The 13,383-nt window shown below is 43.6% G+C and carries 11 protein-coding genes; all 11 read left to right on the plus strand.

The window, feature by feature from the left end; genetic code table 11:
* Positions 1-293: 293 nt before the first annotated feature.
* The 11 genes from IGI94_RS02870 (at position 294) to wecB (ending at position 13,378) form a co-directional block, all read left to right on the plus strand.
* Positions 294-3,902: an immunoglobulin-like domain-containing protein gene (locus IGI94_RS02870; protein WP_194199908.1), complete on the plus strand. Its 3,609-nt coding sequence runs from the start codon at positions 294-296 to the stop codon at positions 3,900-3,902.
* 76 nt (positions 3,903-3,978) lie between these two features.
* Complete coding sequence (locus tag IGI94_RS02875; RefSeq protein ID WP_194199909.1) at positions 3,979-4,473, plus strand: hypothetical protein; 495 nt, start codon at positions 3,979-3,981, stop codon at positions 4,471-4,473.
* Positions 4,470-5,723, plus strand: coding sequence for a nucleotide sugar dehydrogenase (locus tag IGI94_RS02880; protein ID WP_061053763.1), 1,254 nt, complete (start codon positions 4,470-4,472; stop codon positions 5,721-5,723). The genes IGI94_RS02875 and IGI94_RS02880 overlap by 4 nt, the downstream gene beginning before the upstream one ends.
* 40 nt (positions 5,724-5,763) lie before the next feature.
* Entirely contained in the window at positions 5,764-6,498 is a 735-nt protein-coding gene (locus IGI94_RS02885) for a YveK family protein (protein ID WP_061053764.1), read from the plus strand.
* Positions 6,498-7,139: a CpsD/CapB family tyrosine-protein kinase gene (locus IGI94_RS02890; protein WP_008377979.1), complete on the plus strand. Its 642-nt coding sequence runs from the start codon at positions 6,498-6,500 to the stop codon at positions 7,137-7,139. Before IGI94_RS02885 ends, IGI94_RS02890 begins: the two co-directional genes overlap by 1 nt.
* A 13-nt stretch (positions 7,140-7,152) precedes the next feature.
* Positions 7,153-7,800, plus strand: a complete 648-nt coding sequence (locus tag IGI94_RS02895; RefSeq protein ID WP_008377982.1) for a sugar transferase — start codon at positions 7,153-7,155, stop codon at positions 7,798-7,800.
* Complete coding sequence (locus IGI94_RS02900) at positions 7,800-8,546, plus strand: WecB/TagA/CpsF family glycosyltransferase (protein WP_008377984.1); 747 nt, start codon at positions 7,800-7,802, stop codon at positions 8,544-8,546. Before IGI94_RS02895 ends, IGI94_RS02900 begins: the two co-directional genes overlap by 1 nt.
* Entirely contained in the window at positions 8,543-9,796 is a 1,254-nt protein-coding gene (locus IGI94_RS02905; RefSeq protein ID WP_429947383.1) for an O-antigen ligase family protein, read from the plus strand. Before IGI94_RS02900 ends, IGI94_RS02905 begins: the two co-directional genes overlap by 4 nt.
* Before the next feature lie 8 nt (positions 9,797-9,804).
* A complete protein-coding gene (locus IGI94_RS02910) occupies positions 9,805-11,220 on the plus strand; it encodes a lipopolysaccharide biosynthesis protein (protein WP_086333020.1) in 1,416 nt (471 codons plus the stop codon).
* Positions 11,217-12,248, plus strand: coding sequence for a glycosyltransferase family 4 protein (locus IGI94_RS02915; protein WP_438899406.1), 1,032 nt, complete (start codon positions 11,217-11,219; stop codon positions 12,246-12,248). The genes IGI94_RS02910 and IGI94_RS02915 overlap by 4 nt, the downstream gene beginning before the upstream one ends.
* A gap of 32 nt (positions 12,249-12,280) precedes the next feature.
* Positions 12,281-13,378 (plus strand): non-hydrolyzing UDP-N-acetylglucosamine 2-epimerase, encoded by a 1,098-nt coding sequence (wecB, locus tag IGI94_RS02920; protein ID WP_438899407.1) that lies wholly within the window; start codon positions 12,281-12,283, stop codon positions 13,376-13,378.
* The last annotated feature ends 5 nt before the right edge of the window (positions 13,379-13,383 follow it).

Below are 13,383 nucleotides of genomic sequence, written 5' to 3' on the forward strand. Positions count from 1 at the left end.
GCCTTATTTAAAAAGAAAATGAAAATCAATTTATTCATACAGGTTTGCAAATCTTGATTTATCGATTGATGATCAACCATGGTAAATTTAATCTCGTTAAAAACGATAAAATTTCGTCAAAAAAGCATTATTTTATAGCTCTAATTTAGGTTTTTAGAGAGTTTGTATCGAATAGGTTGTTCCGATAAGAGCTATAACTGATTTTTTTCGAGGGAGTAAGAAAGGGTGACTGATAAAAACGTGAAATGAATCTTTAAAGTACAAGAGAAAGAATAGAGAAAAAGGAGTTACTTATGAATAACAAATTTAGTAAAAAAGTCACAGGTTTATTGTTGATTAGTCATTTAACTTTATCGGCGTTGCCAATAAATGCGATGGCGACAGAAAAAACTGATAATTCTTCAGGAGTGACACAAGAGAGAATAGAAGCTCCAAATTTATTATCAGATAGTGAAGCAACTCAAAGCACAGAAAATGACCATACAGCAACCAATGAGCAAGCAGTTCAGGAAACAGAGGGTTCTCCTACTGAAAGTGAAGAAGCTCAAACAGAAGTTTCTACTGAGAACTCTTCAGAAAATAATGAAGTCGCAGAAAATGATGAACAAGCGGATGCACCAAATGAAGAAACCTCAGAAAGTAATTCTAACGAATCATCAGAAGACGCTGCTGAAACCCGTTCAACAAGGGCAAGTGTCCAAGTAACATCTGATGCTGAATTACGGACAGCGTTAGCCAATGCGACGGTTACACAAATCAGCTTAGCCAATAACATCACGATGACCAGTAGTGTGACATGGACAGGGACGACCAAAACGATTGAAGGTAATGGTCATACGTTAACCTTCGGGAATAATGTTCGGTTGTATGGAAATACGGTAAATCAAGGATTAAGTATCAGAAATGTGAGAATCGTGGCTCATGCAACAAATACGATCTATCAAAATAGAACGTCCAGTGTTTCCTTCACAAACGTTACTCATGAAAATAGTCATGCAACGGGGCGCTTACTCTATTTAGCCGCTAGCAATTCTTCAGCTAATTTCTTTGGCGAAAACCGATTAAATGCAGGTTCCTTGATTTGGGCTACTTCGAATGTCCGAATGAATATCGGCAGTGGTGCTTCTGTAGTTGCAAATAACAATGGAACAGCTCGTGCGATTTATCTTGCAAGTGGTGGTCGAATTGATTTAGGTGAAGGCAGTTTATTAGACGTTACTCAAAACAATCCTTCAAATACAGCAAAAGCAGTCTTGATCGAAGGAAGTGCCTCAAGCGTAGTAGTTAATTCGAATGCAACGTTTAAGATCACAAGTGCGCCAAATACGCAAAAAACACAAGAAGCATTGGGGTTGCGAGGTGCTTTGACCGTATTATCTGGGGGAACACTGGATGTCGTGGGAAGAAGCACGTATTCAACGGTAAACGTTGGACAATCAAGCACTTTCCACGAAGGATCAAATGTTCGAATCCAAAACAATCATACGAATGGAACCGCAATTGGGTCCTATCCAGGAACAACGAACTACACGATCCACTCATCGACAGGAATGCAAACTTGGAGAAGATCAGCTGATTTTTCAGGAGAGCCCAGCTTTAATTATCCAGAGTTTAGACAAGGTTCTTTCTCACTAAATACTTATACGAACAAACAAGTTACTTCGCGGATTGAATCCAATGACTCAATCTTCAACGCAACATTCAATAGTTCTCAAATCGGAAAAATCGCTTTTGGTGACTTTGTGGATACCGCAACGATTCAACAAACGACCATTGACGACTTAACCACAAGCTCAACGCACATTACGGGGCGAGCTGAGCCAAATGCCGATTTAGCAGTCACTATTGAAGGACAAGGAAGTTTAACGGGACGCGTTGCAAGTGATGGAACTTATCAATTTGCGATTCCGAACGCACCATTAGCAGTTGGAACAAAAGTGACTGTTACCGCAACGTCCAATGGTATTCAATCGGTTGCAGAAACAGTTGTAGAGGATAGTGAAAAAGAAACGATTGCCGAAACAACGATTTCCGAGCTAAATACTGACTCCACAAGTGTGACGGGAACGGCTGAGCCGAATGCTGAGATTACGATCAAAGCCGGTGACACGATCATTGCGAATGGACGAGTGGGTAGTGATGGCATCTATGCATTGACGATTGAGAAACAACAAGCTGGTACGGTAGTTACCGCCCAAGCAACCTTAAATGGCATTTCATCAAATATTGCAGAAACCATGGTTGATCGAGCAACGATCGCCGAAACAACATTGAATGAGGTGACAACCACATCCACTACCGTTAGCGGAACAGCCGAACCAGATGCACATGTGGAAATTACTATAGGCGATTCTGAAACGAAAAATGCCACTGTTGACAGTGATGGCAATTTTGAAGTAGAGATTGATCCGCAAGCAGCGGGAACAATTATTACTGCTCAAGCAAGCATCGATGGATTGCAATCAAATATTGCTTCAACGATCGTTGTCACTGATCCAGCAAACACCGAAGGCACGATTACACCAGCAAGCTACAATGTTTCTTCGGCCGATCAGTTCCTGAGAGGGTCGTATACCGGTGATGTTGTATCTGCCCGTGTGTATGTAAATGGATCATCCGTTCGTGGTGGGAATTTTGCTGATGGTTCGTTTGAATTCTTTATCGGCAATCGCATCCAATCCGTAGATGATGTCGTAGAAATCGAAGCCTTGGATCAATATGGCAAAGTACTTGATCGGACAACCGTTGAATTAACTAGAGATTTGGCTGGTTCGATCACACCGGATCAATATCGTGTTGGCGAAACAATGATTACAGGGACCTTTACGGGTGATGTCAATTTTGCACGTTTAGTGATCAATGGCACGCCTTCTAATGCATGGGGTGGTACCTTCAATGCCGATGGCACCTTCTCGTTTTATGTAGCGAATCTTGGAATCAAAGCGGGCGATAAAGTTGAGATCCAAGCGTTGAACCGCCAAATTAACGGTAACACGGAAGCAATCGAAGTGCTAGAAACCAAAGAAGTAACAGTGATTGATCAACTTCAAGGGACGATCACACCGGATCAATACAGTTACACCGATACCATGATTACGGGAACCTTTACGGGAGATATCAATTTTGCCAACTTAGTGATTGATGGACAGTCTGTAGGGAACTGGGGTGGCACATTCAATAAAGAAACTGGCCGCTTTGAATTCTTTGTTCACGCACAATTTAGAGACCAGATCAGAACGGCAACGAAAGTAGAATTGCAAACCTACCATCGTGAAACAGTCGATGGACAAACGATTGATCATAAGCTGGTGTTGCAGCCGGTAGAAATCGTCAAAGCAGCAGGCACGATTCAACCAGCAGCCTTCAAAGTGACAGAGAGTGAAATTACCGGAACCTTTACAGGCGATGTGAATTTCGCCAACTTGATCGTTGATGGACGTTCAATTTCATGGGGAGGCACCTTTAACACCGCAAACCAGACGTTTACTTACTTTGTCAATCAAACGACCCGCGACTTGATTCGCGATGCGGAAACAGTTGAATTGGTTGCTTACCATCGGGAGGTTGTTAGTGGCCGTCCGGTAGACACCGAATTGGATCGCAGTGTAGTCACTATCGATAAAGAATTTACTGGAACGATTACGCCAAATCCATACAAGCTGGGAGACAGAACCATTACGGGGACCTATACAGGCGATGACATCAACTTTGCTCGACTTGAAATTGATGGCATGATCCTGTGGGTGAGCGGTTTTGCGGATGGTACCTTTACCGCCTACTTGAACCAAGAACAAGCCAACAGTGTGACAAAAGACAGCCAGATGACGATCTATGCATTGCATCGCTTTGCTGACTTAAGTACACGAGAGATTGCACAAGCAACCGTTTCAATCACAGAATAAGAAACAGAAACTACGAGAGCCCCTTGGACCTTGCCTGTTGCAAGGGGCTCTTCATTGATAGAAAGAGAGAAAGCAAATGAACATGAAGAAAAAAATCGTTAGCCTCTTTAGCCTTGCCCTCATGGGGAGTTTTTTAGCGGCTTGCTCGGCGGATGACCAAGCAAAGACGGATACTACCCAAGGCAGCGAACCAATCGAACAAATCACGGATCAAAGCAATGCCGAGCCGCAATCGATCATTGGTGGATTAAAGATCATCATCGACAAACAAGAAATCAATCAAAAGAAAACAGAAGATGGGGAACAAGTATTACATACATTTACCATCACAGCAGAAAATATGGGGTCAGTTGCCGCTGGATTAGGTTCGATTGATTTTCTTTTAGAAACTGAAGAGGGAGAATTTCTTGAACTTGATCATACCATGGCGATGTTTGGCAATGAGATCGCTGTAGGTGAAACCATCACTGGACAAGTTTCCTTTGCTTTAGAAGAAGGACAAGTGGCGAAAAAACTGATTTATAAACCCGGTGAAGAACAATTAGCAGAATGGGATGTTAAGAGCGAATGAAGGTAAACGTTATTGGATTGGGGTATATCGGGCTGCCCACAGCACTTACTTTTGCAAACCATGGGATTGAAGTCGTTGGGGTTGATGTGTCAGAAACAGTCGTTCAATCACTTCAAGCAGGTCAGGCACCAATCGAAGAACCCGACATTGATCGCTATCTAGCACAAGCTTTAGCGAAAAAGACATTCAATGCACAGTTGGTACCAGAAAAAGCGGATGTCTTTATTATTGCCGTACCAACGCCAAATATCGCCGATCAATTTGGTAGTTGCGACTTGTCCTACGTGAAAGCGGCGATGGCTGCTATCTTACCCTATCTTGAAAAAGGCAACACAGTCATTGTTGAATCGACCATTCAACCCCGCACGATGGAAGACATCGTTGGACCCTTTTTTGAAAAAGCAAGTTATACCATTGGAGAAGATCTCTATTTGTTGCATTGCCCAGAGCGAGTTTTGCCAGGGAAAATCTTTGAAGAGCTGGTGATGAACAATCGAATCATTGGTGGCATGACGAGCGCTTGCACCCAACAAGGCAAACGCATTTATCAGACCTTCGTCAAAGGAAACGTGCTGGAGACTTCTGCAAGTATCGCTGAGCTATCGAAATTGATGGAAAACACCTATCGCGACTTGAACATTGCACTAGCCAATGAATTGGTCCAAATTGGGGATCGCCTAAACATTGATGCACTCCAAGTGATTGAGTTAGCCAATCAGCATCCACGGGTCAATATCCATCAACCGGGACCTGGTGTCGGCGGTCATTGCTTAGCAGTCGATCCGTATTTTGTTGTCGCGGCAGCACCTGATGACGCGAAGTTAATTCAATTGGGGCGGATGATCAATACAGAGATGCCTGAATTCATTATAAAAAAAGTCGAAGAGATCTTAGCGATTCATGGTGGAAACAAAATCGCGGTCCTAGGGTTGGCGTATAAGGGCAACATTGACGATGCCAGAGAAAGTCCGGCTGTTGAGATCGCCAAAAGATTGAAACAAAAGAAAGCTCTGCAAGTCACTACCTATGATCCTTATGTCGCCACTTCTGATGTTGCACAAATTGAAGCAGCACTAACAGACAGTGATCTGGCATTGATCCTCTGTGACCATGATGCCTTTAAAGACATAGCGCCGGCAGCCATTCAAGCGATGAAACAAAAAATCGTTTTTGACACGAAAAATATTGTGACAGGTAAAACGAGGTTCGAGGCTGCCTATTCTCTTGGGTCATTACCAAGCGCCCAGTAAATGGTTTGATTGCTATTTCTGTTATTGAAAGGGAAAACCAATGAATAAAGAAATAAATATGAAAAAATTGAAGCAAGTCCTTCAGCAACGAATAGGCTGGATCCTCATGATCATTAGTATTCCCTTACTAGCGATGTTGCTTTATCTAACCCTGTTTGCTGAACCCATTTATCAAAAAAGTGCACAGTTGCTGATTAGTCAGTCAGAAACGATAGCTGGCAATCGTCTGGAAAACCAGACGATTCAGGCAGACCTTCAACTCGTCAGTACCTATAGCACCATCATCATGAGTCCTCGCATCTTAAATGAAGTCAGTGAGGCGCTAGAGGGAAGCTACGATGTGTCTGAATTGTCGGAGATTTTGAGTGTTACCAATGCCACCAACTCGCAGATCATCGAAATCAACGCTTACCATCAAAGTCCGAAGATCGCAGCCGAAATCGCCAATACGACCGCCAGCGTTTTTAGTGAAGAGATCCCTAAAATCATGAACATTGATAATGTCACGATCTTAGCAGAAGGAACCGTTTTGCCACAAGAAACGCCTGCTCGTCCAAACAAGTTTTTGTTGTACAGTTTGACCACTTTTTTAAGTCTTCTTTTCGCTTTTACGTATGTGTTCCTCCTGTTGGTTTTTGAGCGCAGTTTTGCTTCGAATACGGAAATCGAAGAGGTCTTAGGGGTAAAGGTCATCGGAGAGATAAGCAAAGAAAAACGAGTTGCTTCGTTTAAAACCATCCAGTCGAGAAGCTTTAGAGGAAGGAAGCGTGTGTGATGCGTAGCATGAAGGAAAATTATTCCATCATCAGCGAACAAGTCAAGTTGATTCGCGAAAATGTCGACTATTTATGCCAACAACAAGATGCTCAAACGATTTTGATTACTTCAGGAGAAAGCGGTACGGGAAAATCCACGGTCTCGGCAAATTTGGCGGTCGCCTATGCCCAAAAAGGGAACCGAACCTTATTGATCGATGCGGATCTGCGTAAACCCACCCAACATTATTTGTTTTCACAAGAAATGCACGTGGGCTTGTCCAACTATATCCGACGGGACATCTCGATCGAAAGCTGTGTCCAACAAGTGATTTTAGAAGATTGCGAATTTTCAATCATCACTAGTGGAGCCATTATGTCAAACCCTAATGATCTGCTCGCTTCTTCGAAAATGACCGCAGCCTTGCAAGAGGTCAAACAACTATACGATGTGGTCATTATTGATACGCCACCAGTCAATGTCGTTTCGGATGCCTTGATCCTAGCCAAGAAAGTCGACGGTGTACTTTTAGTCGTTCATGCGGATAAAACGAACAAACAATCCGCAAAAAATGCCGTCAAAAAGCTACGCCTAGTTAACGCAAACATCTTAGGTGTCGTGGCGAATGGCACGGACACGGGTGAAAATTACTATTATTAAGGAGGGAAACTTTGTGGAAAGACCCGCTTTAGACAAGCAGTCAAGGGTTCAAGCGACTAGCTATTTACGTTGGAAACGCACGATAGAAACTATCTTTAGCTTGGGCTTATTAGTCGTCCTTAGCCCGCTGTTACTGCTGATTTGTATAGGGATCAAATTTTCTAACTGGCAGGCACCGATTATTTTTAAGCAAGTTCGTGTTGGCAAAAATGAGGCCACGTTTGTGATGTACAAATTTCGAACGATGGTGCCTGATGCCGATCAATTATTAGGGCGATACCTTGATAAAAACGAAATTGAAGGGGCCATGTTCAAGCTGAAGAAAGATCCGCGAGTGACGCGCTTAGGCCGTTTTTTAAGAAAAACGAGTCTTGATGAACTGCCCCAATTGATCAATGTCTTGAAAGGGGAGATGGCACTGGTCGGCCCCCGTCCTCCTTTAGAAAGAGAAGTCGTCAGTTATTCAGAAAAAGACAAGCAACGATTGTGTGTCACACCCGGGTGCACAGGGTTGTGGCAAGTCAGTGGACGAAACGAATTGAGTTTTCAAGAGATGGTCGCATTGGATCTCTATTACATCAATAACCTGAGCTGGTTATTGGACTTGAAAATAATTATGAAAACGATTGGCGTTGTTTTCTTACCCAAAGGAGCATTCTAATGGAGCAACAAGTACGTGTATCACTTTTAGGCAGCAATCTCGATTCCTTAAACTTTCAGGAAACCATTACTAAGATCGAGGCAATGATCGAACAGGGGATGCCCGCACAGCATGTTTCAATTAACGCGGGGAAAATAAACTTGATGCGAAAAGATCCCTCGTTGCGATCGATCGTCAATCGGGCAGCTTTGATCACGGCTGATGGGCAGTCGATTGTCTGGGCAGCGAAATATTTAGGGTGCCCGGTACCAGAAAGGGTAACAGGCATCGATCTTTTTCGCGAGCTGGTCAAATTGGCAGCAGAAAAAGGCTGGCGTCCTTATTATTTAGGAGCAACTGCCGAAGTCGTAGAAGCCGTCGTCAAACATGACCAACAGCTCTATCCCGACCTGAACATAGCGGGTTTTCACCATGGCTATTTTTCCGAAGTCGAATCATTGGACGTGGCAAAAGAGATTGCACGGACGCAACCAGACTTGCTGTTTGTCGCTTTTTCTAGCCCGCAAAAAGAGATTTGGCTCGATACATTCAGCGAAGTGTTGCAAGTGCCATTTGCGATGGGCGTTGGCGGCAGCTTTGATATCGTCGCAGGCAAAACCAAACGAGCGCCTTTGTGGATGCAGCGGGCAGGTTTGGAATGGTTTTATCGCTTTGCGCAAGAGCCAGTCAGGATGTTTGATCGCTATATCATAGGAAATTTACGCTTTTTACAGTATGTGTGGGGAGAAAAAAGAAGAAACGCATGAAATCAAAACAGCAAAGCCATCACCGCTTCTTCCTGGGGATTGTGGCCATTTTTCCGATAATCGACGTCTTAAACGGCTTATTTCTAAGTCTGGGCATTCCTTTTCCCATTGGCGTGTTCTACCGTTTGCTGTTCTTTTTGTTCTTAGTGATTATGATCGTGACAGAAAAGATTCCCCATAGCTACTATACATATTTAACGTATGGGTTTATCGCTGTGACGCTTACGATTTTTCTGTTACAAGCACTTTTTCTAGGGTACAGCTGGCAGTGGGTGATCGAGGATCTATCGGTGTATATCAAATACCTCTTATGGGTACTGATTCCTTATTATGTCTATCAACGAAAAAACGACTTCTCCAAACTGCACTACGACAGCTTGTTTATTGTTATCAGTGTCTGCTTCACCTTGGGGCTACTGATTCCTTATTTTTTAGGGCTAGGCTACCAAACTTATGACAATTCTGATGCTGGGTATAAAGGCTATTTCTTTGCCAATAATGATACGAGCTTTGCCTTTATTGTTTCAATCACCTTTACAGTCCAGGCACTAATTGTTTCGATCAAAGAACAGACCCATAAGTTTTCACTGTTTTTGGCTAGTTTATTCGCTGGAAATTTCGTCTGTTTGGTCTTGGTCGGTACGAAAACCGGCGTGTTTTATGGTGTCGGTGTGTTGTTCTATCTTTTAATCCGATTGGTGCTAGGCATTGAACGTAAAGCATTTCTGCAACAATTGTTTATCTGGTTTATGAGTTTTATTACGATTGCTTGGCTGCTTATTCAAGGACTACCATTGCTGATCCAAGCCGTCGAAGGAACCTATCTTCGCATAGTGTATTTTTATCATCTTTTCGACGGGGACTTGATCCGGTTACTTTCTAGTTCAAGAAGTGATTTTTTGATTGGTGGGATGAACGCCTTCTTAAATGATGAGGCCCGACACTTTACCATGATCTTTGGCCAAGGCTTTGAATACCGTTTGGCACACTTTGGTCGTCTTGGCTTAATTGAAATGGACTTCTTCGACACCCTTTTCGGGCAAGGCCTACTGGGAATAGCGTTATTGCTGCTAATGCTCGCCTATTTTGTCTATTTGGCCTTTCAGCCACGAAAACGATCGGTTTATAGTTTTGCCTTGATCGTGGTGCTTTTTTATAGTTTTTTTGCCGGGCATGTTTTGTATTCGGCATTGTCTTCCACCTTTTTAGGATTGATTTGTGGAGGCATTATTTTAACAGAGAAAGAGTGAACAACTGATTGAAAAAATTACTTTTGAGGCTGGGCTTTTTCTCCCTCGGTTCGTTAGGTTCGGCGGTCTTAAACTTGGTGCTTTTGCCCGTAACGACCAGCTTTTTGACACCCGAAGAATATGGGAAGACCAGTATGTTTTTCCTTGCACAGACCTTTTTGATATACGTGATCTATCTCGGCTTCGACCAAGCCTTTACGAGGGAATACCATGACCACGAAAACAAACGCGAGTTATTGCAACAAGCGATGCTCGTCCCGTTGCTCGGTTCATTTTTCTTTCAGCTGATCCTAGTGGTTTTTGCAGCAGATTTCTCGCAGCTTTTATTTGAGTCTCCACAGTACACCCGTGCGATTTATTTATTTGCTCTTTCGTCGGGACTGCTGATTTTTGAACGGTTTCTTTTGTTAACGGTTCGAATGCAAAACAAAGCGATCCAGTTCTCCGTTTACAGTATTTTGGTGAAATTCATGGTCTTGTTCATCACGTTGCTGTTTCTCTTTTTTGGTCCGCCGACGTTTATTACGGTGGTCTATGGCATGCTCTTCGGTCAGATTATCGGTGATTGTCTGTTGATTCTGGCAAACCTGGCGCTTTTTGTGCCGCTCATTCGCCAAATCGATCGCAACCTGATCAAAAAGCTGAGTCGTTTTGGCTTGCCGACGGTGGTGGGAACGTTCCTCTATAGCCTGTTAATGATTATCGACAAAATGATGCTGCGCTATTTTGCTGATTTTGCCGCTTTGGGTATCTACACGGCTGCATTCAAAGTGGCAAGTGCCTTGATGATTCTACAAGTTAGTTTTGCCAATTTTTGGATTCCCACCTCCTATGAATGGTTCAAAAAAGGCAAACCATTGATTTATTACGAACGAGTCAGTCACTTTATCATGTTCGTCTTGTCGATTTTCTTTTTACTGATGGTCTTTTTCAAAGAAACGATCGTCATCTTATTGTCGCAAGACTACTTAGAGGCCCAGTACTTGTTTCCCTTGTTATGTTTTTATCCCTTGATGATGACGATCAGTGAAACGACCAATCTCGGGATCGTTTTTTATAAGAAAAGTCATTTGAATATTGCTGCCTCTTTGCTGGCGGTCTTAGCCGCATCCCTTGGTCATCTCCTACTCGTACCGACAATTGGCGCCACAGGAGCGGCTTGTGCTACGGCATTAGGGTACTTGGTCTTCTTTTTTGCCCGTACATATTTTTCGATGACCTATTGGCAGGGGTTCTCAGTCAAACGCCAAATCAGCCTTTCGATCATGCTGTATTGCTTTGCGCTGTTTACGGCATTCAATCGGACTCTTTGGCTGGAAAAGAGCCTCGTTTTGCTGCTGATGCTCTTCGTCGTTGTTCTTTATCGCAAGGAACTAAAGCAGGTAACTAGATTTGTACAAGAAAGGAAAATCAACAAAGCATGAATATCTTACTTATCGGTCCAGATCCAGCAGCAAAAGGGGGGATCGCAACGGTCATTTATAATTTCCAAAAAGCAAAAGCGCCAGAGGACGTGCGTTTCGTCGTCCATAAGACTTGGTCGGAAAAAGGAAAATATTGGACGCAGCTCAAAGCGTTTCTTACGTTTCGTCGGCACATCAAAAAAGAAAGGTGCCAGATCCTTCATTTCCACGTTGCGCAAAAGGGCAGTTTCTATCGCAAGAGTTTGCTGTTGTTGCTAGCACCAAAACATTGCAAGACGATTTTTCATATGCATGCTTCGCAATTTGACCAGTTTTATCAAAACAGTCCTTCGTGGGCAAAGTGGTGGGTCCGTTTTACCTTAGCTCGGGTGGATCAGCTCGTAGTGCTAAGTAGTAGCTGGTCAGCATTTTACCAAACGATTACCGATACCTCAATCGAGGTCTTGCCAAATGCCGTAGCGGTGCCGGAGGAATCCTTTTATGACCCCACCGCAAAATGGATCATCACTCTTGGCAGGATCGGGCAAAGAAAAGGCAGTTTTGATCTGTTGGCAGTTGCAAAAGCAATGGCTGTTTCCTTTCCCGAGATTCGCTTTATGTTATTTGGCGATCAAGAAAATCAACAGGTTGCCCAACAGCTCCAAGAAGAGGCTCTCACCAATGTGTTCTTAAATGAGTGGGTAGCAACCGATGCGTTACCAGCTGTTTTTCGTAAGGCAGCCATCCATTTTCTCCCTTCTTATCACGAAGGCTTGCCGATGGCGATCTTAGAAACCATGGCGGCAGGTATCCCCAATGTAACGACGAAGGTTGGGGGAATCCCAGAGTTGATCCAATCGGGTGAAAACGGCTACCTAGTAGCTGCCGGTGATATTCAAGCAATGATCGAGACGTTGAGCGGTCTGTTAGCTAACGAGGAAGAACGAATCAAAAGCGGCCAACAAGCCAGAGCAACGATTGAGCAACAGTATGCCTTAACGTCGTATATGAAGCGCTGGCAGAAGATTTACAAAAAGCAACTTGATTAATGCTCAAATTGCTGAAAAAAAGGAGAAGTACGATGCAAAAAATAAAGGTATTATCTATTTTTGGTACACGACCAGAAGCCATCAAGATGGCACCGGTCATAAAAAAACTAGCAAATGATCCACGCTTCCTATCAAAGATCGTCGTGACAGGGCAGCATCGAGAAATGCTTGAGCAAACATTAGCGGCGTTTGAGCTGACCCCTGATTACGACTTGGCTATCATGCGAGAAAATCAAACCTTGTCTAGTATCACCAGTCGTATTTTAGAAGGACTCGAAGGTATTTTTCAATCAGAAGAACCAGACGTAGTGTTGGTCCATGGCGATACGACGACGGCAGTGGCAGCTGCGCTGGCCGCTTTTTATCAGCAGATCTTGATTGGTCATGTGGAGGCTGGGCTACGAACAGGTAACAAGAATGATCCGTTTCCAGAAGAAATGAATCGCCGGTTGATTGATCAACTAGCAGATTTTCTCTTTGCCCCTACAGATCAAAGTCAGGCAAATCTGCTAAAAGAAAATCATCCACAAGACCGCATCGTCGTTACTGGCAATACGTCTATTGATGCTTTGTACCACACCTTGGCACAAAAAAAAGACCTAAAACCAATTAGTGAAAAAAAAATCCTTTTAGTTACAATGCACCGGCGAGAAAACATTGGGCAACCCATGGAACAAGTGTTTCGTGCACTAAAACGGATCGCTGTTGCTTATCCCGCACTGACGATGGTCTTTCCGATGCATAAAAACCCTCGTGTCCGTACACTAGCCAAGCGCTATTTAGAAGGGCAGCAAAATATTGAGCTGATCGAACCATTGGATGCCCCTGCATTCTATCAGTTACTGGCAGGCAGCTACCTTGTTTTGACCGATTCAGGAGGGATTCAAGAAGAAGCACCCTCCTTGGGGATTCCTGTCTTGATCGTACGTGAAACGACGGAACGCCCAGAAGGGGTGGCAGCAGGGACTTTGAAACTCATTGGTACCCATGAGGAGCATGTGTATTCAGAAATCGTTCATTTATTGTCTGATGAGGCAGCATACAAACAGATGGCGCAAGCCAAAAATCCCTATGGAGATGGACAAGCCAGTGAGCGGATCGTGGCTGAATTAAAAAGTTATTTCGAGTAGAGGAA

The organism is Enterococcus sp. AZ149 (assembly GCF_051714285.1).
Classification (GTDB): Bacteria; Bacillota; Bacilli; order Lactobacillales; family Enterococcaceae; genus Enterococcus_D; species Enterococcus_D entomosocium.

What these genes read in the sequence shown, in the direction of transcription:
- IGI94_RS02885 (WP_061053764.1), top strand. Translation starts at nt 5,764, where the DNA reads ATGAATAAAGAAATAAATATGAAAAAATTGAAGCAAGTCCTTCAGCAA.
- IGI94_RS02890 (WP_008377979.1), top strand. Translation starts at nt 6,498, where the DNA reads ATGCGTAGCATGAAGGAAAATTATTCCATCATCAGCGAACAAGTCAAG.
- IGI94_RS02875 (WP_194199909.1), top strand. Translation starts at nt 3,979, where the DNA reads ATGAACATGAAGAAAAAAATCGTTAGCCTCTTTAGCCTTGCCCTCATG.
- IGI94_RS02870 (WP_194199908.1), top strand. Translation starts at nt 294, where the DNA reads ATGAATAACAAATTTAGTAAAAAAGTCACAGGTTTATTGTTGATTAGT.
- IGI94_RS02880 (WP_061053763.1), top strand. Translation starts at nt 4,470, where the DNA reads ATGAAGGTAAACGTTATTGGATTGGGGTATATCGGGCTGCCCACAGCA.
- IGI94_RS02900 (WP_008377984.1), top strand. Translation starts at nt 7,800, where the DNA reads ATGGAGCAACAAGTACGTGTATCACTTTTAGGCAGCAATCTCGATTCC.
- IGI94_RS02905 (WP_429947383.1), top strand. Translation starts at nt 8,543, where the DNA reads ATGAAATCAAAACAGCAAAGCCATCACCGCTTCTTCCTGGGGATTGTG.
- IGI94_RS02915 (WP_438899406.1), top strand. Translation starts at nt 11,217, where the DNA reads ATGAATATCTTACTTATCGGTCCAGATCCAGCAGCAAAAGGGGGGATC.
- wecB (WP_438899407.1), top strand. Translation starts at nt 12,281, where the DNA reads ATGCAAAAAATAAAGGTATTATCTATTTTTGGTACACGACCAGAAGCC.